The sequence below is a fragment of the Pseudomonas sp. KD5 genome, assembly GCF_012932895.1.
In the GTDB taxonomy this organism is placed as follows: domain Bacteria; phylum Pseudomonadota; class Gammaproteobacteria; order Pseudomonadales; family Pseudomonadaceae; genus Aquipseudomonas.
The window spans coordinates 1-19,891 of record NZ_JDWJ01000008.1; the positions used below are offsets into that span (position 1 = coordinate 1).

General features: G+C 62.1%; 14 protein-coding genes and 1 pseudogene. 8 read left to right on the forward strand and 7 right to left on the reverse strand.

What is annotated here, in order from left to right; genetic code table 11:
- Positions 1–249, forward strand: a pseudogene (locus AF70_RS18110) (Dyp-type peroxidase domain-containing protein); the annotation flags it as partial.
- A gap of 100 nt (positions 250–349) precedes the next feature.
- Here the strand turns inward: AF70_RS18110 and AF70_RS18115 are convergent.
- Positions 350–1,087, reverse strand: a complete 738-nt coding sequence (locus AF70_RS18115; RefSeq protein WP_028940970.1) for a TorF family putative porin — start codon at positions 1,085–1,087, stop codon at positions 350–352.
- A gap of 104 nt (positions 1,088–1,191) precedes the next feature.
- A complete protein-coding gene (locus AF70_RS18120) occupies positions 1,192–2,934 on the reverse strand; it encodes an amidohydrolase (RefSeq protein WP_028940969.1) in 1,743 nt (580 codons plus the stop codon).
- A 103-nt stretch (positions 2,935–3,037) separates the two neighbouring features.
- Here AF70_RS18120 and AF70_RS18125 point away from each other — a divergent pair, with 103 nt between their 5' ends.
- The 7 genes from AF70_RS18125 to AF70_RS18155 all read left to right on the forward strand — a co-directional run bounded on the left by AF70_RS18125 (position 3,038) and on the right by AF70_RS18155 (position 12,504).
- Positions 3,038–3,961 carry a LysR family transcriptional regulator gene (locus tag AF70_RS18125; protein WP_028940968.1) on the forward strand — a complete coding sequence of 308 codons (924 nt, stop codon included), beginning with the start codon at positions 3,038–3,040 and terminating at the stop codon, positions 3,959–3,961.
- Positions 3,962–4,062: 101 nt separating this feature from the next.
- A complete protein-coding gene (lexA, locus tag AF70_RS18130; protein ID WP_018927624.1) occupies positions 4,063–4,680 on the forward strand; it encodes a transcriptional repressor LexA in 618 nt (205 codons plus the stop codon).
- Entirely contained in the window at positions 4,680–5,297 is a 618-nt protein-coding gene (imuA, locus tag AF70_RS18135; RefSeq protein WP_019578465.1) for a translesion DNA synthesis-associated protein ImuA, read from the forward strand. Before lexA ends, imuA begins: the two co-directional genes overlap by 1 nt.
- 7 nt (positions 5,298–5,304) lie before the next feature.
- Positions 5,305–6,720, forward strand: coding sequence for a DNA polymerase Y family protein (locus AF70_RS18140; protein WP_028940967.1), 1,416 nt, complete (start codon positions 5,305–5,307; stop codon positions 6,718–6,720).
- A complete protein-coding gene (locus AF70_RS18145) occupies positions 6,696–9,794 on the forward strand; it encodes an error-prone DNA polymerase (protein ID WP_197032271.1) in 3,099 nt (1,032 codons plus the stop codon). Before AF70_RS18140 ends, AF70_RS18145 begins: the two co-directional genes overlap by 25 nt.
- Positions 9,795–10,022: 228 nt before the next feature.
- Positions 10,023–12,086, forward strand: coding sequence for a PAS domain-containing sensor histidine kinase (locus AF70_RS18150; RefSeq protein ID WP_028940965.1), 2,064 nt, complete (start codon positions 10,023–10,025; stop codon positions 12,084–12,086).
- Positions 12,087–12,261: 175 nt separating this feature from the next.
- Complete coding sequence (locus tag AF70_RS18155) at positions 12,262–12,504, forward strand: DUF465 domain-containing protein (protein WP_018927630.1); 243 nt, start codon at positions 12,262–12,264, stop codon at positions 12,502–12,504.
- Between the two features lie 135 nt (positions 12,505–12,639).
- Here the strand turns inward: AF70_RS18155 and AF70_RS18160 are convergent, their stop codons facing one another.
- The 5 genes from AF70_RS18160 to AF70_RS18180 form a co-directional block, all read right to left on the reverse strand.
- Entirely contained in the window at positions 12,640–13,728 is a 1,089-nt protein-coding gene (locus tag AF70_RS18160; protein WP_028940964.1) for an SMP-30/gluconolactonase/LRE family protein, read from the reverse strand.
- A complete protein-coding gene (locus AF70_RS18165) occupies positions 13,725–14,870 on the reverse strand; it encodes an SRPBCC family protein (RefSeq protein ID WP_028940963.1) in 1,146 nt (381 codons plus the stop codon). The genes AF70_RS18160 and AF70_RS18165 overlap by 4 nt, the downstream gene beginning before the upstream one ends.
- Positions 14,871–14,984: 114 nt before the next feature.
- Complete coding sequence (locus tag AF70_RS18170; RefSeq protein WP_007941771.1) at positions 14,985–15,848, reverse strand: LysR family transcriptional regulator; 864 nt, start codon at positions 15,846–15,848, stop codon at positions 14,985–14,987.
- Between the two features lie 158 nt (positions 15,849–16,006).
- Positions 16,007–17,725 carry a hydrogenase maturation protein gene (locus tag AF70_RS18175; protein WP_028940962.1) on the reverse strand — a complete coding sequence of 573 codons (1,719 nt, stop codon included), beginning with the start codon at positions 17,723–17,725 and terminating at the stop codon, positions 16,007–16,009.
- A gap of 198 nt (positions 17,726–17,923) precedes the next feature.
- On the reverse strand, positions 17,924–19,771 hold the full coding sequence (locus AF70_RS18180) for an amidohydrolase (RefSeq protein WP_028940961.1): 1,848 nt from the start codon (positions 19,769–19,771) through the stop codon (positions 17,924–17,926).
- Between the last annotated feature and the right edge of the window lie 120 nt (positions 19,772–19,891).

A 19,891-nucleotide genomic window follows, 5' to 3' on the forward strand; every position in this document is an offset into this window, starting at 1 on the left:
TTCGCACCTGAAGCCTTCGTGGTCCGTCGCTCGATGCCGTGGATCGAAGGCGATCGCGCCGGCCTGATGTTCCTGGCATTCGGTTTTTCCCTCGATGCATTCGAAGCCCAACTGCGGCGCATGAGCGGTCTGGAAGACGGCATCACCGACGGTTTGTACCGCATCAGCCGACCGATCACTGGCGGCTACTACTGGTGCCCGCCGCTCAAGGACGGTCGCCTCGACCTGCGCGCATTGCGTGTCGGCTAAATAGCGGATCGCGTACACCTGTAGGAGCGAGGCTTGCCCGCGAAGGCGGTGTGTCAGGTAAAACGCTTTCGCGGGCAAGCCTCGCTCCTACAAAAAACCATCAAAAGGATTTGCTGACACTCGCCACCAGGGTTGCGCTGCACACATCGTCGAACCCCCAGTTGCTGATGCATTGGCTTTTCGACAAATCGGTGTCGATGTAACTCAACCCAAGCAACACCCCGGCCACTTCGTGGGTCAGCTTCGCCTCCCACTCGTGGTAAGCCTCCTCGCCATGCCCCGAGGCCGAATACAGGCGCGGGTCTTTGAAGTCCATTTCGCCGTAGCGCAGTTTCAGCCCCAGCCCATAGGGCAATTCGGTTTCGTAGCCAACGTAGTGGTACAACGTGCTCTGTTTGCTGTCGATGCCTGGTGCATCGGCGGAGTAATAGGCCGCGAGTTTCACGCCATAGACGTCGAGAATCCCGTAGACCTCGCTCTGATTGAACTGGCTCTCTTTTGGATACGCGTATTTGAGATAGCCGACATCCAGGCTGATGGCGTCGGTCGCCTGCCACAGCCAACCACCGTAGTAGTCGACTTCCTGGCGGGTTTTCAGGCCACCGCCGAAATCGACGTTCGAACTCCAGGCGCCCAGGTACAGGCCGCTGCTGTGGGCCAGGGTCACACCGGCTTGTGCGGCGGGGTCGTTCTGGGTTTGCGAAATACCGCGAGTGCGATAGTCGCTGGCCAGGGTCAGGTCGACCAGCACGGCGAAGTCGTCATTCAAGGGCAGGGCCTGGCTGCCCAGGGGCAACAGGCTGAAGGATGCGAGGGCGACGAGGGTGAATGCTTTCATGGTGCAGTGCCTTTGTTGTGATTGTTATGGGCAGATTTGAGACAACGCTGCTCCAGACCCCAGCGATGAACGCGGAGTTGGGCAGCGTGTACAGGCGATTTTTCTCAGAGTGTCGGGGCGTAGACTTCGCGACCGGCGAACCAGGTTTGCAGCACTTGGGTGTCGTGCAGGGCTTTCTCATCGACGCTGAACACGTCGCGGTCCAGCACGATGAAATCGGCTTGCTTGCCGGGGCTCAGCGAGCCGATTTGCTTCTCTAGACCGATAGTGCGGGCGGCGTTGAGGGTGTAGGCGTAGAACATCGTTTCCCGGTCGATGCGTTCGTCGGCGTTCAAGACACCCAACGGACCGTTTCGGGTGATCGCCTGGGCCATGGCGTTCCACGGATTGGGCGAAGACACCGGCCAGTCGCTGGCTCCGGCGATCGTCGCGCCCTGTTTGAGCAGCGAGTGCGCCGGGTACTGATAGCGGAAGGCGAGGGCGCTGACGTAAGGCTTGATCATGTCCAGGGTGTAATCGTCGGCGGAGGCCCAGAGCAACTGCATGGAGGCGATGACGTTGAGCGGTTTGAACCGCGCAAACTCTTTCGGGTTGACCATTTGCAAATGGGTGATCGAGTGAGTCACGCCGCTCTGGCGATCCTTGCGCGCCTGGGCGATGCCGTTCAGGGATTCGCGTACCGCGCGGTCGCCGATGGCGTGGATGTGCACCCGCCAGCCGCGTTGATCGATGGCACTGACCAGTTCGCCGAAGTGCTTCGGATCGATCAGCAACTCGCCCTGTTTTTGCGAGTTGGTGTAAGGATCGATCATCGCCGCGCTCTGGGCCGGGTATTCGATCACTCCGTCGGCAAAGATCTTGATACCGGGTAGGGTCAGGTTGGGGATGCCCTGGAATTGCTGGCGGACCTTGTCCAGCGTGTCGAGATCGGCCGGTATGCTTTTCGGATTGGCCACCAGCAGGGCCGCGACGTGGGCGGTCATGCCACCGCTTTGCGACAGCGCTTTGTACACCGGCAGTACGCCGACGGTTTTCTCCGTGGGTATAAGGGCAAACACCGGCTCGCCGGGGGCGGCGTTGGCAGCGGGGTCCATCCAGGCCGTAATGCCCAGGCTGTTGTTGTAGCGTACGGCGGTTTGCGCGGCGCGCAGCATGTCGGCGGCACTGGGCGCGGGCATTTTTAACGCAACCCGATCCCAACCGGCGTCCACCAGGAAACCGTTGGGGCGATCGTCGGCAAGCTTGCCAATGGTGTCGAGTTCGGCGGCCGGCAGGTTTTGCAGCAGGGCGGCGTCGATGCCCGCGCGTTCGAGCATGACGTTGTTGGCCCAGGCGGTGTGGTGGTCGCTGCCGGTGAATACCACGGGCACCTTGGCCCATTCGCCGCTGTTGAATTTCTTGCCGAGGGCCTCGGCCTGGGCCCAATACGCCGAACTCATGCCGGCCACGCTCAGCACATCACCGTGTTTCGCCTTGCCGTCATCACGCCAACCGCGCAGGCGTTTTTCCAGCTCATCGAGGTCGACCACCTCATCTTCCATGTTGGCCGAGGCCATTTCCAGACCGCCGAAAATCGCGTGGGAATGGCTGTCGATCAGGCCGGGCATCAACGTCTTGCCGCCGAGGTCGATCACTTTCGTTCCCGGTTCGATCAAGGTTTTGATCTGCGCGTTGCTGCCGACTTTCAGCACTTTGCCGTCCTGCACCGCCAAGGCCTGCACCTTGGGCTGGTTGCGGTCGGCGGTGAATATCTTGCCGTTGAGCAGCACCAGATCAGTCGCTGCCATGGCTTCCATCGAGGCAAAAGCCACAGCGGCCATCAATAGATTCGGGAGGAATCTTTTCATTGAATGTTTCCTTGTTATTGCGTCTGATGGCCAGATTAGTGGCTGCTTATGCTCAACAGAACGCCTCACTCACGAAAAACGTTTTTGCCGGAATGGAAAAAGAATGGACAAGCTGGGTGCGTTGAAAATGTTCGTGGTCACGGCGCAACTGGGCAGTTTCAGCCGCGCGGCCGAGCAACTGGGCAAGACCCCGTCGGCCCTGACCAAAGCGGTCAATCACCTGGAGGCCGAGCTCGGTGCCCGGCTGTTCGAGCGCAGCACCCGGCGGATTCTGCTGACGGAAGTGGGGCGGCTCTACCTGGAAACCGCGCGTCAAGTGTTGCAGCGGTTGGACGAGGCCGGCGAGGAAATCGAGCAGTTGCAGCATGGCCTGCGCGGCAATCTGAAAATCACCGCGCCACTGGCCTATGGGCAAGCCTTTCTCGATCAGGTGTGTGGCGGTTTTCTGGAGCAGTATCCGCAGATCAATCTGCAAGTGGACCTGTGCGATGAGTTCGTCAATCTGCTGGAAAGCGGCTACGACCTGGCCCTGCGCGAAGGCCATGACGACCTGCCGGGGCTGATCGCCCGCGTCGTTGGCAGCAATCGTCTGGCGTTGTGTGGCAGTCCGGCCTATCTGGCGCGCAAGGCGTTGCCGGTCACCCCGCAAACCCTCGATGAGCACGAATGGTTGCTGTATCGCCATCCCTTGCTCAGCCGCGAATTCTGGTGGGCCGAGCGCGATGGGCAGCGCTTGAGCCTGCCGCAACCCCAGGCGCCACGGCTGCGCAGCGACAATTACGACTTGCTGCTGGCCAATGCGCTGGCCGGACGCGGGTTGTTGCACACGCCGCTATGGAGCGCTGCGCCGTATCTGGCCGACGGTCGACTGGTGCGGGTGATGGCGGACTACGACATCGATCCCGACAGCTTTGGCCCGCACATTCTGGCGGTGTACCCGAGCCATCGGCGAGCGACCGCCAAAGTCGTGGCTTTTATCGATTACATCGCAGGGTTTCTGGCCTCTCCTGTAGGAGCTGTCGAGTGAAACGAGGCTGCGATCTTTAAGGACAAGATCAAAAGATCGCAGCCTCGTTTCACTCGACAGCTCCTACAAGTCCTTGCCAGGAAAAAGCCGAAAGAGTACAAATGTACTCCATGACGACTTTAACTCCCCGCCGTACCGCCATCCTGACCTTCATCCGCGATCGCATCGCCGAACACGGTCAGCCCCCGAGCCTCGCTGAAATCAGCGAGGCCTTCGGTTTCGCCTCCCGTAGCGTGGCGCGCAAGCACGTGCTGGCGCTGACCGAGGCGGGTTTCATCGAGGTCAATCCGCATCAGGCGCGCGGCATCCGCTTGTTGAACCAGCCGCCGCGGCCCGAGCTGCTGGACGTTCCGGTACTGGGCCGCGTGGCGGCCGGTGCGCCGATCGGTGCCGATGCCGAGGTCCACAGCCGCTTGCTGCTCGATCCGTCGATCTTCTCGCGGGTGCCGGATTACATGCTGCGGGTCCAGGGTGATTCGATGATCGAGGACGGCATTCTCGACGGCGATCTGGTGGGCGTGCGGCGCAATCCTGAAGCGCTCAACGGCCAGATCGTGGTGGCGCGGCTCGACGGCGAAGTCACCATCAAGCGTTTCGAGCGGGTCGGCGATGCCGTTCGCCTGTTGCCGCGCAATCCGGCTTACCAGCCGATCATTGTTCGAGCCGATCAGGAGCTGGCCATCGAAGGCGTGTTCTGTGGTCTGGTGAGGCAAGGGTGATGGGCGCCGTCGTTGCGCTGGATACGCTGTTCAATGGCGGCCAGGTCTGGAAGGGCCGACCTGCGCCACCGGCCGTCAGCCCGCAACCCACGGGGCATGCGGCGCTGGATGCGGCGTTGCCGAGCGGTGGCTGGCCGGAAGCGGCGCTGAGCGAAATCCTCCTGGCCGGGCAGGGCGTGGGTGAGTTGCAACTGGTGTGGCCGACGCTGGCACGGCTGTCGGCGGCGGGCGAGCGCATCGTGCTGGTGGCGCCGCCTTACGTGCCGTATCCCCAGGCCTGGCAGAACGCCGGGGTCGATCTGCGCCAGTTGTCGATCATCCAGGCCAGCGAGCGCGATGCGCTGTGGGCGGCGGAACAATGCCTGCGTTCGGGCAGTTGCGGGGCGGTGTTGTGCTGGCCGCACAAGGCCGATGACCGGGCGTTGCGACGTTTGCAGGTGGCGGCCGAAACCGGGCAGACCCTGGCGTTCGCCTATCGCTCGCTCAGTGAAGCCATCAACCCGTCGCCAGCGGCCCTGCGCATCGCCATCGACGCCAAGCCTGCTCAGTTGCGGGTGCTCAAGTGCCGGGGCGGGCTGGCCCGTTCGGCGCCGATTGCCTTTGCCGTGGGGCATTGAGGTTGCCATGCGCTGGGTGTGCATTGTCTTCCCGCAATTGGCGCTGGACGCGGTACTGCGTCAGCGCCCCGACCCCGATGAGCCGTTGGCGCTGCTGACCGGCCCGGCCCAGCGGCGGGTGCTGCAGGCGGTCAACGGTGCGGCGCGGGCGCTGGGTTTGCGACCCGGTCAGTCGATGACCGCCGCCCAGGCGCTGAGCAAAGGGTTCGTCACCGCCGAATACGATGCCGCCGAAATCGAACATTGGCAGCAGTTCCTGGCCGCCTGGGCCTATCGGTTCAGCTCCCAGGTCAGCGTGCATTACCCGCGTGCCGTGGTGTTTGAAATCGAATCCAGCCTGGGCTTGTTCGGCCCTTGGCCGCAGTTCGAGGCGCGGCTGCGCGCCGAGCTCGCTGAGCTGGGGTTTCGTCACCGGATTGTCGCCGCGCCCAACCCGGTGGCGGCGCGGGTGCTGGCCAACGTTTATGACGGTCTGGTGGTGCCGGACAATCAAGCCTTGCAGCATCACCTCGGGCAACTGCCCGTCGATCGCATTGCCCTGGAGCCCAGCGTTGCTACAGCGTTATCGCGCATGGGGCTGCGCACCTTGAGTCAGGTGCAGGCGCTACCGCGGCATAGCCTGGCCCGGCGTTTCGAGGCCCAGGTGCTCAAGCATCTGGACAGCCTGTTCGGTGAGCGGCGGCTGGCGCTGGCGTTTTACCTGCCGCCGGACCGTTTCGATGTGCGCATCGAGCTCAACTTCGATGTGCAATCCCATCAGGCATTGTTGTTTCCTTTAAGACGATTGACCGGCGATCTGTCGGCGTTCCTCTGCGGCCGGGACAGCGGCGTGCAACGTTTCGACTTGCACCTGGAACACGCCGGCTTGCCGGACACCGTGATCAAGGTCGGCCTGCTCAGCGCCGAGCGCGATCCGGCGATGCTGTTCGAACTGGCCCGGGGGCGGCTGGAGCAGGTTCAGGTCGAGGCGCCGGTGCGCGGTTTTCGTCTGCGCGCCGAAGATCTGCCGGCCTTCGTGCCCCAGCGTCAGGAGCTGTTCGACGACCGTCCGCAGCAGTCCTTGCCCTGGGAGCAACTGCGTGAACGCTTGCGCGCACGGCTGGGGGATGACGCGGTGCAGGGTTTGCGCTTCCAGGCCGATCACCGGCCGGAATGCGCGTGGCAGACCACTGTCGACAGCCAGGCCTGCGAGGGGCTGCCTGCCATGCAACGCCCGGGCTGGTTGCTGACTGAACCGCAGGCGGTACACGAAAGCTCGACGCGCATCCTCATGGGGCCGGAGCGCATCGAGTCCGGCTGGTGGGACGGCGACGACGTGCGCCGCGATTACTACCTGATCGAAACCCGTTCCGGTCAGCAGGGCTGGGCCTATCGGGCGGTGGGCGAAGACGGTCCGTTGTGGCTGCAAGGCTGGTTCGCATGAGCGTCGACTATGCCGAGCTGCACTGCCTGTCCAACTTCAGTTTCCAGCGCGGTGCCTCCAGTGCGCTTGAGCTTTTTCAACGGGCGAAAAAGCAGGGCTATCAGGCGCTGGCGATCACCGACGAATGCACCCTGGCGGGTATCGTTCGTGCCTGGCAGGCGGCCAAGACCGTGGAGTTGCCGCTGATCATCGGCAGCGAAATACGTATCGAAAATGGCCCGAAACTGGTGCTGCTGGTGGAAAACCTCGAGGGTTATCAAGCCCTGTGCCGACTGATTACCCGCGCCAGACGCCGCACACAGAAAGGCCAGTATCAGGTGCTGCGGGAGGATTTCAGCGAGCCGTTGCCGGGGCTGTTGGCGTTGTGGGCGCCGGACGCCGTCGATGATTTTGCGCAGGGCCATTGGCTGAAGCAGAGCTTCGCCGAGCGCCTGTGGCTGAGCGTTCAGTTACATCGCGGGCAGGACGACACCCGGCGACTGGCGGCACTGCTGACCCTGGCGCGGGAACTGCGGATCCCGGCGGTGGCCAGCGGCGATGTGCATATGCACGCCCGCGGCCGGCGCGCCTTGCAGGACACCATGACCGCAATCCGCCATCACGTTCCCGTGGCCGAGGCCGGGTTGCGTCTGCACCCCAATGGCGAACGGCATTTGCGCAGCCTCGACGACTTGCGCGATCTCTACCCGCAGGCGCTGCTCGACGAGACGCTGAACATCGCCCGGCGCTGTACTTTCGACCTCGGTCAGTTGCGTTATCAATATCCCCGGGAACTGGTGCCCGAGGGGCACACGGCCACGTCCTGGCTGCGGGTGCTGGCAGAAAAGGGGATTCGCTGGCGCTGGGAAAAAAGCCCCAAGGCCGAGGTGTTGGCGCAGATCGACAAGGAACTGGAGCTGATTGCCGAGCTGGGGTACGAGAGTTATTTCCTGACGGTTCACGACATTGTGAATTTCGCCCGCCAGCAACACATCCTTTGCCAGGGCCGCGGTTCTGCCGCCAACTCGGCGGTGTGCTTCGTGCTGGGGATCACGGAGATCGACCCGGATCGCAGCACGCTGCTGTTCGAGCGCTTTCTCTCCAGGGAGCGCAACGAACCGCCGGACATCGACGTGGATTTCGAGCACGAGCGGCGCGAAGAAGTCCTGCAGTATGTGTTTCAGCGTTATGGCCGGGCCCGTGCGGCGCTGACGGCGGTGGTCAGCACTTACCACGGTGCCGGCGCAATCCGCGATGTGGCCAAGGCGTTGGGTTTGCCGCCGGATCAGGTCAACGCCCTGGCCGACTGTTGCGGCCACTGGAGTAATCAGGCGCCGCCCGTCGAGCGTCTGCGTGAGGGTGGTTTCGATCCCGATAGCCCGGTGTTGCGCCGAGTGCTGAGCCTGACCCAACAGTTGATCGGTTTCCCCCGGCACCTGTCCCAGCACCCTGGCGGTTTCGTGATTTCCGAGCAGCCTCTGGACAGCCTGGTGCCGGTGGAAAACGCCGCCATGGCCGAGCGCACCATCATCCAGTGGGATAAGGACGATCTGGATGCGGTCGGGCTGCTCAAGGTCGATATTCTGGCGCTGGGCATGCTCAGCGCGATTCGCCGTTGTTTCGATCTGCTGCGTCGGCACCGAGGCCGCGACCTGAGCCTGGCGACGGTGCCGGCCGAAGACCCGCAAACCTACGAGATGATTGGCCATGCGGACACCATCGGGGTGTTCCAGATCGAGTCCCGGGCACAGATGTCGATGTTGCCCAGGCTCAAGCCCAAGAACTTCTACGATCTGGTGATCGAGGTGGCGATCGTTCGTCCGGGGCCGATTCAGGGCGGGATGGTGCATCCCTACCTGCGGCGGCGTAAGGGCGAAGAAGAGGTGAAATACCCGTCGAAAGAACTTGAAGCGGTGCTCAAGCGTACGCTGGGCGTGCCGCTGTTCCAGGAACAGGTGATGCAGATCGCGATTGTCGCCGCCGACTACAGCCCCGGCGAGGCCGATCAGTTACGTCGCTCCATGGCGGCCTGGAAACGCCATGGCGGACTGGAACCGCACAAGGAACGTTTGGCGGACGGTATGAAGAAAAACGGCTACACGGCGGAGTTCGCCGCGCAGATCTTCGAGCAGATCAAAGGCTTCGGCGATTACGGTTTTCCCGAATCCCACGCCGCCAGTTTCGCCTTGCTGACCTACGCCAGTTGCTGGTTGAAATGCCACGAGCCGGCGGCTTTTGCCTGTGCGCTGATCAACAGCTGGCCGATGGGGTTCTACAGCCCGGACCAGATTCTCCAGGACGCCCGCCGCCATCATTTGCAGATTCGCCCGGTGGACGTGCGGGCCAGTGACTGGGATTGCAGCCTGGAACCGATCACCGGCGCGCAGCCAGCCATTCGCATGGGGCTGCGGATGATCAAGGGCTTTCGCGAAGACGATGCCCGGCGTATCGAGACGGCAAGGTCGAAAGGGGCGTTTGCCGACATCGCCGACCTCGGCGAGCGGGCACGACTCGATGCTCGCGCCCAGGAGCAACTGGCCGATGCCGGTGCGCTGCGCGGGCTGGCCGGTGACCGGCATCGGGCGCGCTGGGAGGTGGCGGGGGTGCAGAAGCAGCTCGGTTTGTTTGCCGGTCTGCCGAGTCAGGAAGAGCCGGCGGTGGATCTGCCCAAACCCACCGTGGGCGAGGACCTGCAAGCCGATTACGCCAGTGTCGGCACCACCCTCGGCCCGCATCCGCTGGCGTTGTTGCGGGGGGAGCTCAAGGCCCGGCGCTGTCGCAGCTCCAGGGAATTGCTGATGGTCGAGCATGGGCGTCCGGTCAGCGTCGCCGGGCTGGTCACCGGTCGGCAGCGTCCGGGAACCGCCAGCGGTGTGACCTTCGTGACCCTTGAAGACGAATTCGGCAACGTCAACGTGGTGGTCTGGCGCGATCTGGCCGAACGGCAACGGCAGGTATTGGTCGGCTCGCAATTGCTCAAGGTCGACGGGCGCTGGGAAAAGGTGGGCGAGGTGCGGCACCTGATTGCCGGACGCTTGAGCGACCTGAGTTCATTGCTCGACGGTATTCATGTGCGCAGTCGGGATTTCCACTGAGCCTTGGTGGTGGATATGTCACCTGTGCAGGAGCAGCTTGCCGCAGGGGCCGGTCGAGAATCAGCTATACCTCAATGAAACCATTGGCGTCGGCAGTGCTCGAAACAAACGGGCAGGCACCGTCTCCTCATGCTGTTGCACTGCCTGAAAACATGTCATTCACAAGGCATAGGCCAGTCGATGCAGTTTCTAGACAATAGCCACGGTTGTACCGGTTGGAGCGGCGAAATGGCCGAACGCATTCGCGCGTTCGACTGGAGCCTGACCGAACTCGGGCGCATCGACACCTGGCCCGGGAGTCTGTGCAGCGCGGTGCAGTTACTGCTCGCTTCACCGCTGCCGATGGTGATGCTGTGGGGCCGCCCCGGTTACATGATCTATAACGACGCCTACTCAAGATTTGCCGGTGGCCGCCATCCTTACCTGCTGGGCTCCCCGGTGGAGTTGGGCTGGCCGGAGGTCGCCGAATTCAATCGGCATGTGGTGGACACCTGCCTTGCGGGCGGCACCTTGTCCTATCACAACAAAGCCCTGGTATTGCTGCGCGACGGCGTTCCCGAAGACGTCTGGATGGACCTTTACTACAGCCCGGTCGCCGATGATGACGGGTGTCCCGCCGGGGTCATGGCGATGGTAGTTGAAACCACTGACCATGTGATTTCCGAACGCCGACGCCAGGAAGCCGAAAACGCCTACCGTGCCGACAATGAAAGGGTTCGCCTGGCCCTCAATGCCGGGGCTTTGCTCGGCTCGTTTGTCTGGGACATCAAGGCTGATGTGCTGTCGGGCGACGAGCGATTCGCCCGCACGTTTTCCTATCCGCCAGGCCAGGACCTGGCCAACCTGCCACCGGCCATCGCCCAAATGCAGATTCATCCCGATGATCGCAGCTGGGTCCGGGAGCGGATGAGTCAGTCGGTGGAAACCGGCGTGCCCTATAACGTCGAATACCGGGTTCTGCGTCCCGATGGCAGTTACCTGTGGGTGCTCGCCAGCGGGTGTTGCGAGTTCAATGCGCAAGGTGAAGCGTTGCGCTTTCCCGGGGTGTTGATCGACATCCACGAACGCAAGATTGCCGAAGAGTCCTTGCTCAAGTTTACCCGCAACCTGGAGCAACGAGTCGCTGAAGAAGTCGAGGCGCGGCTGGCGGCCGAAGAGCAACTGCGTCAATCACAGAAGCTCGAAGCCATTGGCGGTCTCACCGGCGGGGTGGCCCATGACTTCAACAACCTGTTACAGGTGATCGCCGGCAACCTGCACTTGCTGGCGCGTCACGAGCCGGACAACGCCAACGTGCAGCGCCGGGTCGGCGCCTCGATTGCCGCGGTCGAGCGCGGGGCCAAATTGTCTTCGCAATTGCTCGCCTTTGCCCGTCGTCAGCCGTTGTCACCGGCCGTATGCGACCCACGGCAGATCTTCGAAGACCTCGGGGAATTATTGCAGCGAGCGCTGGGAGAGACGATCCAGATCAAGGTGTCCGCACCTGACGATCCATGGCGCCTCTACGTGGACTGCAATCAACTGGAAAACGCCATTCTCAACCTTGCGATTAACGCCCGAGATGCCATGAACGGCGAGGGGACCATTGCCCTGAGCGCCGAGAACATCGTCCTCGACCGCAAGTTTTGCGCCGGCAAGGGCATCGTCGCTGGCGATTATGTCTGCCTGACGGTGGCGGACTCGGGCGTCGGCATGCCGCCGCAAGTGCTTGCACAGGCCTTCGAGCCGTTTTTCACCACCAAGGCTGATGGTCAAGGCACCGGCCTGGGTTTGAGTATGGTGTTCGGGTTCGTCAAACAGAGCGGCGGGCATATCGAGATTTCCAGCGTCGTCGGACGGGGCACTCGGGTGCAGCTGTATTTCCCTCGCAGCTTGCGCCCGTTGCCTGACGAAACAATGCGCCATGCTCCGCAGCACCGGGGCGGGCATGAAACCATTCTGGTGGTCGAGGACAACGAAGCGGTGCGCAGTTCGGCCGTGGACTTGTTGTGCGAAGAGGGCTATCAGGTCCTGACCGCGGCCAACGGTGACCTGGCGATGCAGATGTTGCTCGACGGCGCGACAGTGGACCTGATCTTCACCGACGTGGTCATGCCCGGCTTGATCAAAAGCTCGGACCTGGCCGCCTGGGCCAAGGTGCAAAACCCTCCGGTGGCGGTGTTGTTTACCTCCGGACACACCCGCGACATCATTACGCGCGATCACCAACTCAGCTCCGACACTTATCTGCTGAGCAAACCTTATGGTCCCGAGGCGCTGACGCGAATGGTTCGTACGGTACTCGGTGGTTGATTCAAGGGGGGCTTTCCAGGCGCTCGGGCAAGGGGATATCGCGTTTGCGACAGGACGACGAACGGACACCGCTGGTCTGATAGACGGTCGACAGAACCGGGTAAGCGAGGCCATTCTGATAATTGGCGAACGCCATCGATCACGTTTGCCACCGATTAACAAACGGAGGTGTTCCATGCCGGTGACCCATGACCTTTACCAGGACTTGCGCTGCACAAAGGAAGAGATCCAGCAAAAACGCACCAAGGATCCGTTACTGGATTCACTGCTCAACAAGTACACCCAGGCGGACGCAGAGGTGGTGAAGGCCGAGTCCGCACAATCGGATGCGCCCAGCGATGAGGTACTGAAGAAGCTCAAGGAGAAGCGTGTGCAGGTCAAGGACAAGATCGCTGAGCGACTTAAGACGCCGTCCTGAGACGCTGTGCAGAATCACCGACGACCGGTGACTGAACAATTGGAACGGGGATCAATACGAGATCTGTGTTGATTCAAAATCAAAAGATCGTCCGAACGCGGTCCGAACCTTCGGGCGATCTTTTGGCTACACCCTCTATTTCAATGCTGCACTCAACGGCAACCGCGCCATGTGCCGCGCTTTCAGCGACCCCAGATACAACCAGTCCCCATATTCGCGCACGGTGGTGATGGGTGAGTAGTTGCCGCTGCTGGCGTCTTGCAGATTGGCAATCACTTTGCCGTCGAGGTCCAGTCCCAGGACGAAGGCGCGTTTCTCCAGGGGCTTGGGCAGGATAGTCATCGCCCGCACGATCATTTTGCGTACCAGAGGGTAGGGCGCCGTGGTGTCGAGCAGTGCATTGCGCGGTGCATACAGCGCCACCCAGAAACGGTCGCGGCCATTGAATGCCAGGTTGTCCGGCAGCCCCGGCAAATTGTCGATGAACAGATCGTGGGTGCCGGCTTTCGGCCCGGTCAGCCAATAGCGGCTGATGCGATAGGCGCCAGTTTCATTGACCAGCACAAACGCGTCGTCAGGCCCCAGAGTCACGCCGTTGGCGAACTCCAGTTTGTCCAGCAGGACCGCCGTATTGCCGGTCTGGAAGTTATAACGCAGCAAACGGCCGTCGCCACCGTGCTCGATGATCGCCTCTCCGTCCTTGCCGTAGCCCCAACGGCTGGAGGAGTCGCTGAAGTAGGCGTAATGCCCGGGCTTGTCGATGGCCACGTCATTGGTAAATCCGAAGGGCAGGTTGTTGGCCGTGGTGGTCAATGGAATCAACCGGCCCTGAGCGTCGAGCGACAGCAAACCTTTGACCCCGTCGGCGATCACCAACAAACCATTGGGGTGCCGCGCCAGGCCCAGCGGTCTGCCGCCGGTATCGGCCAGCACCTGGGTGGTTTTGCCGTCGAGGCTGGTGCGAATCAACCGGCCGTCATGCAGGCCGGTGATAAGGACGTCTTTCTCCAGTAGCAACGCCTCAGGGCCGTCGATGTCAGCAGCACCGACCCGTTTCACGCCTTTGAGTCGCTGATTGTCGGCGTAGATGCCATCGACGAGGGAGGGCGCCGTTGGCGGTGTCCAGGCTACCGGTTGAACCTTGGTCGGCAATAAAAACAGCAAGGCGCTGATCACGATGATCAGCAGCAGCAACCAATGCCGAAACTTGAGGGGTCTTTTCATGCGCTGACTCCTGTCAGGGCCAGATGTTTTTGCGCCATCTCGCGTAACGCCAGCATCGACTCCGCCGATTCGCGCTCGATGCGCCGCTTGAGCACCAGACGATTGGCAATGCGCATTGCCAGGCCGCTGAAGCTGTATTCCAGAGTGCGGACAAACCGTGTGTCATCGCCCTCAACCTCACACTCGTAAGTCACCATCAACGACAGACCATGACTGCCTCGGGCCCGAGCCCTCCAGCGGCGTCCGGGCAGGTATTCGTCGACTTCCCAGCTCAAATGCCCCTCACGCCCGCCGGCCCGAATGTCTTCCTCGAATCGCTCCCCGGCATACAGCGGGCCGCTCTGGCCGTCGACCTTGAGGGAGGACGGATGCCACTGCGGCCAATGGGTCACGGTGCTGGCGTAGGCGAGCACAGCCACTGGGTTTCCAGCGATGTCGATCACATGCTGCATACGGGTCATGGACGTTCTCGTCAGGTGCGGGGGCGCTTGCTCCGGTTCCCAGTAGAGGGTGCCGAACAGGTAGTCCATCAGGGGCAACACGATATTGAAATTGCGTTCCTGCATCAGCTCACGACGGTGATGTAGCTCATGCAGACGGCGCATCTGGCGGATCCACGGCAAACGCGTCACCGGGTTGCCGGGCGGTAGATGCTCGCAGGCATGGAACACCTCGTAGGTCAGGTAACCGAGCACCATGCAGCCGCCAAACAGCCCCGCGACGTTGCTATTGAACTGAGCCAGCAACCACCAGGCAGGCCCCGTGATGACGAGGGTGTGCAACACGATCAGCCAGGCTGGAAACAGAATCACCCGCCAGTCCCGGGCGCTGTCGTAGGTCATGTGGCCGGGGGTGAAAAAGCTGTGATGGTCACCGGCGTGACGGGCGTAGAACATCCGCGCCAGGCTCTTTTTGTGGTGCCCCAGATGCCGATGCACGACGTACACGCCGAAGTTCAAAAACAACAGGGTCAGCGGCACCGCCAGCCATTCCAGCGGTTGCACCTGATGCACCGTGCTCCAGAACCCACCGATGGCCAGCAACCCGAACAGCAACACAAAAGCGCCGTGCAACCAAGGGTTGTAGAGCGGATGAATATCGGCACGGTAGCGCGCGCGGAACGCTTCGGTGGTCTGCCTCACTGGGTTCACCTGTGGTTATTGTTATAACCAGCAGATTAGCCGATCCCGCCGCACAGGCAGGCCGAACCTTGAGGACACAAGCGCCATGCTCCGGTGCGAGACGCCCGTATGGTGTCAGGTCAGCGGGTTCCAGCGCTGGGACCAGTCGTCGTCCGTCTTGATCACTTCCCGCAGCAAGTCGAACGCCCGTTGCAGAGTCGCCGAGTCGCGGTCCCGGGAGTAAACCAGATAGGTCGGGTAACTGAACTCCGGAGCTTTGGGCACTTGTTCCAGCAAGCCGTTTTCCAGGTAACTCTGGACCACCCGGGTGCGGAAATAGCCGCTGCCGCCGTTTTCCAGGATGTATTGCAAGGCCAGCGGGCCGAGGTTGAAGCTCAGGGCTGCCTTGGCTTTTTCCGGCAGCGCCGCATCGTGCTGGCGACGGAAATCCGGGCCCCAGTCGATATAGACGTAAGGATCGGGTTTTCCGGCCAAGCGTACCAGGATCAGTTTTTCTTCCAGCACCTGCTCAACTTGCAGGCGTGGCCAGTACTCGGGCTGATAGACCAGCGCCGCATCCAGCACCCCCAACTCCAGTTGGCGCAGCAGGTTTTCGCCGTCGCGGATTTCCATGCGCAGGGCGTGGCTGGGAATCTTCTCGCGCAGTTCCCCGGCCCAACTGAGCATCAACGGGTTGCACAGGCTGACCTCGCCACCGATGTGCAGCACGTCGCGGTAGCCCTCGGGCAGCGGCAAGTCCCGGCGTGCGGCTTCCCAGGTCTGCACCAGTTGATTGGCGTAAACCACAAAAGCCTCGCCGTTCGGCGTCAGGCGCGCGCCGGCGCGATTGCGCACAAACAGCGTGCTGCCCAGCTGACTTTCGAGCTTCTGCACCCGGGCAGTGATCGCGGTCTGGGTGACGTGCAGCTTTTCAGCCGCCGCGGCCAGGCTGCCGTGGCGGACAATTTCCAGAAAGGTGCGGGCGAGGTCGATGTCCATGGGCAGGCCGATGTGGGAGGTGCGGGCATTGTAAGAGCAGCCATGGTCTTCCGATACCGTCTGTGGCGAGGGAGCTTGCTCCCACTGGGGCGCGAAGCGGCCCCAAGCTCCCTCGCCACAGAGTTCACTGTCCGGTCTGATCACCTCGTGCCAAACAATCACTCCGCCAACTCAACCGCCCTCACCGCCGCCCAATCGGCTACCAACCGCTGCGGCGTGCCACACGCCTTGCGCTTAAGCACAAAATTACGGCACTTCTCGGCGAACTGTTTACGGTTTTGCACCATGTCCTGGTGCATTTCTTCCAGCTCGGCATTGCGGCAGTGCTGCATCAATTGAGTATCGAACCGATTTTTACGCTCACGCACCGCCTGGTACGCCGGATCACTCAACGCTCCATTGGCGCGCTGCAACAGCCATAGGCCAAACTCGTCCGGGCAGCGCGGACCGATTTCCTGGACCATGCCTAACTGCAAGGCCTGGAGGGCGCTGATCGGCAGGCAGTCTTCGGTGAGTTTTTCCGCCATCGCCGGGCCGACGGCGCGGGGCAGGCTGTAGGTCCAGTATTCGGAGCCGTACAGGCCCATGGTTTTGTAATGGGGGTTGAGCACGATGTCGGAGCGGGCGAAAACAATATCGGCAGCCAGCGCCAGCATCACGCCACCGGCCCCGGCATTGCCGGTCAGGCCGCTGACCACCAGTTGCCGGGCGCTGAGCAGTTCCTGGCAGACGTCGTCGATCGCCTGAATATTGGCCCAGGCTTCCAGCCCCGGAACTGCTGCGGCCTGGATCACGTTGAGGTGCACGCCGTTGGAGAAACTGCCGCGTCCACCCTTGATCAGCAGCACTTGGGTGTCCCGGGACTTGGCCCAGCGCAGGGCCTCCACCAGTCGTTGGCACTGTTCGGTGCTCATGGCGCCGTTGTAAAACTCGAAGGTCAGCTCGCCGACATGCCCCGACTCGCGATAGCGGATCGGTTGATAGCTTTCGTTGTTAAACGGCTGAGAGGCGATCGACCAATCAAGGGTCGGGACGTGCGCAAGCTGTTCAGCGAGTACATGCCGGGCCGGACGCTTGAAGGTTTCTTCGCCGGGCCGGGGTTTGCGTCGCAGCGAACCGATCCACAGGCTGTGATCACCGGTCGCGACCAGCACCGCATCGTCATGCACCGCGAGAATCTCTCCCGGCGTGCCGCTGCGCGAATCCAGATGAGCGTCATACAGGTAATACTGACCGCCGGCCAGGCTGGCCAATACGCCGGGCTGACCGTCGGCGGCGTCGATGCTGCGTTTGATGAAGTGCGCGTTGTCGTGCCAGCTGAAGATCCGGTCAGCTTGCTTCATGTTCGGCTGCAAGCGGCCAATCACATGGCGTTGGCTGTAGTCTAAAGGCACTGGCTCGAAACCATCGATAAACTTTTCCACGACTTCGCGGATGCAGGTGATTGCCGCGTCGCTGACGCGCCCGTTGTACAACTCGGATTTGCGCAGACCCTGGGGCAGGTTGAATTCACAAGTGGCCCAGACCGGCCCGGCGTCCATTTCCTCCACCGCTTGCAGCGCGGTCACGCCCCAGCGGCTGAGCTCACGGGTGATCGCCCAGTCCAGCGCACTGGCGCCACGGTCGCCGACGATGCCCGGATGAATGATCACCACAGGGCGCTTGAGGTTGCTCCACAGTTGCTGCGGTACCCGATCCTTGAGAAACGGGCAGATCACCAGGTCGGCGCCGGAGTGTTCGATCTGCTCGCACACTGCGTCTTCATCGGTGAACAGCACCACGCTGGGCGAGTGACCGGCCTGACGCAAATCCAGCCAGGCCCGCTGGGTCAGGCCGTTGAACGCCGATGCCAGCAGAATGATTTTCAATGACCGCATGATTGACTCTTCCTTGAGAATGATCGGCCGCAGGCTCCCGATGAGCCGTCCTTGGCCTTCGATGGAAGAGCGATAGTAGAGAGTGTGGGGGGGAGGGCAACTGATCGAGATCAAGCTTGTGTCAGCGAGTGTTGCAGAGGCTAAAAATCAAAAGATCGTCCGAACGCGGCCCGAGCCTTCGGACGATCTTTTCTCTTTTCAAAACGCAAAACACGAACAGCCAAACGCCCCCCAGAACCCTTGAAAGTCACTGACCGGCGCCGACGACAACCGCGCCCGTTCATGGCTGTGGGCATGCACCGCGCAAGCGCCCACACACTGATGCACTTGCGCGGTCATTGGCGCCAGGGGTTTCCAGTGCCCCGGTACATTCACCACCGGCGACCACTCAGGCACCACCGGGATTGGCGGTGGCCCCAGTTTTTCGAACTCGACGCTACCGTGGACGATCTTGCCGTCGACAATGGTCAGCACCGACTCGATCCACTTTATGGCTTCGTCTTCGATGTGAAAGTAGTCCGCCGACAGCGCAATCAGGTCCGCCAGTTGCCCGACCTTGATCTGGCCTTTCTTGCCTTGTTCGGAGGAAAACCAGGCGCTGCCGTGGGTGAAGAGTTCCAGCGCCGTATCGCGGCTCAAGCCTTGTGGAGACAGGGCTAATCCGCCGACGGTACGGCCGCTGACCAGCCAGTACAGCGATGTCCAGGGGTTGTAGCTGGAGACGCGCGTGGCATCGGTGCCGGCGCCCACTGGAACGCCCTCGGCGAGCATGCGCGCGATCGGTGGCGTGGCTTCGGCCGCCTTGGCGCCGTAACGGTCGACGAAGTATTCACCCTGGAACGCCATGCGGTCCTGGATGGCGATACCACCGCCCAGGGCCTTGACCCGTTCGATGTTCCGGGGGGTGATGGTTTCGGCGTGATCGAAGAACCACGGCAAACCGTTGAACGGAATATCCCGGTTGACCTTCTCGAACACGTCGAGCATGCGGCTGATGGATTCGTTGTAGGTGGCGTGCAGGCGGAAGGGCCAGCGCTGTTCCACCAGATGGCGCACCACCGGTTCCAGTTCCTGCTCCATGGTTTGCGGCAGGTCGGGGCGTGGTTCGAGGAAGTCTTCGAAATCCGCTGCCGAGAACACCAGCATCTCGCCGGCGCCGTTGTGCCGCAGGAAGTCATCGCCCTGGCCGTAATGGGAGGTGCTGGTCCAGTTCTTGAAGTCGGTCAGTTCTTCCTTGGGTTTCTGGGTGAACAGGTTGTAGGCAATGCGCACCGTGAGCTGTTTGTCTCTGGCCAATTGCTGGATGACTTGATAGTCGTCCGGGTAATTCTGATAACCGCCGCCGGCATCGATGGCGCTGGTGAGACCCAGTCGATTGAGTTCGCGCATGAACTGGCGGGTCGAGTTGACCTGATATTCCAGTGGCAGCTTCGGCCCCTTGGCCAGGGTCGAGTAGAGGATCATTGCGTTCGGGCGGGCGATCAGCATGCCGGTGGGGTCGCCATTGGCATCGCGCTGGATCTCGCCGCCCGGCGGGTTCGGCGTGTCGCGGGTGTAGCCGACCACTTTCAGTGCGGCACGGTTGAGCAGGGCGCGGTCGTAGAGGTGCAGGACGAACACTGGAGTGTCCGGCGCGGCTTTGTTCAGATCTTCAAGGGTCGGCATGCGTTTTTCGGCAAACTGGAATTCATTCCAGCCACCGACCACCCGCACCCATTGCGGGGTAGGGGTGCGGTCGGCCTGATCCTTGAGCATACGCAGGGCATCAGCCAGGGACGGCACGCCTTCCCAGCGCAGTTCAAGGTTGTAATTGAGGCCGCCACGAATCAGGTGCAAGTGGGAGTCGTTGAGGCCGGGAATCACTGTGCGGCCATGCAGGTCAACGATTTGTGTGCCGGGGCCTTGCAGGGCCATGGCCTGGGCATCGCTGCCGACCACCACAAAGCGCCCGTCCTTGATCGCGACGGCGCTGGCCTGGGGTTTCTTGCGGTCGACGGTGTGCAGGCGTCCGTTGTACAGAATCAGGTCGGCGGGGGTGTCGGGCATGGTTTTACTCCCTGCGGTTAGCGGACTGATCCAGGCACCGATGGCGCCTGCCGAAAGACCTTGCAGTACACGGCGGCGACTGAAGTCATTGTGCTCGTCAGGTGGGCTCATGGCAGTGCT

Coding starts and splice junctions, on each gene's coding strand:
- AF70_RS18115 (WP_028940970.1), bottom strand. CDS start 1,087: ATGAAAGCATTCACCCTCGTCGCCCTCGCATCCTTCAGCCTGTTGCCC.
- AF70_RS18175 (WP_028940962.1), bottom strand. CDS start 17,725: ATGCGGTCATTGAAAATCATTCTGCTGGCATCGGCGTTCAACGGCCTG.
- AF70_RS18125 (WP_028940968.1), top strand. CDS start 3,038: ATGGACAAGCTGGGTGCGTTGAAAATGTTCGTGGTCACGGCGCAACTG.
- AF70_RS18160 (WP_028940964.1), bottom strand. CDS start 13,728: ATGAAAAGACCCCTCAAGTTTCGGCATTGGTTGCTGCTGCTGATCATC.
- AF70_RS18180 (WP_028940961.1), bottom strand. CDS start 19,771: ATGCCCGACACCCCCGCCGACCTGATTCTGTACAACGGACGCCTGCAC.
- AF70_RS18170 (WP_007941771.1), bottom strand. CDS start 15,848: ATGGACATCGACCTCGCCCGCACCTTTCTGGAAATTGTCCGCCACGGC.
- AF70_RS18150 (WP_028940965.1), top strand. CDS start 10,023: ATGGCCGAACGCATTCGCGCGTTCGACTGGAGCCTGACCGAACTCGGG.
- AF70_RS18140 (WP_028940967.1), top strand. CDS start 5,305: ATGCGCTGGGTGTGCATTGTCTTCCCGCAATTGGCGCTGGACGCGGTA.
- AF70_RS18120 (WP_028940969.1), bottom strand. CDS start 2,934: ATGAAAAGATTCCTCCCGAATCTATTGATGGCCGCTGTGGCTTTTGCC.
- lexA (WP_018927624.1), top strand. CDS start 4,063: ATGTACTCCATGACGACTTTAACTCCCCGCCGTACCGCCATCCTGACC.
- imuA (WP_019578465.1), top strand. CDS start 4,680: ATGGGCGCCGTCGTTGCGCTGGATACGCTGTTCAATGGCGGCCAGGTC.
- AF70_RS18155 (WP_018927630.1), top strand. CDS start 12,262: ATGCCGGTGACCCATGACCTTTACCAGGACTTGCGCTGCACAAAGGAA.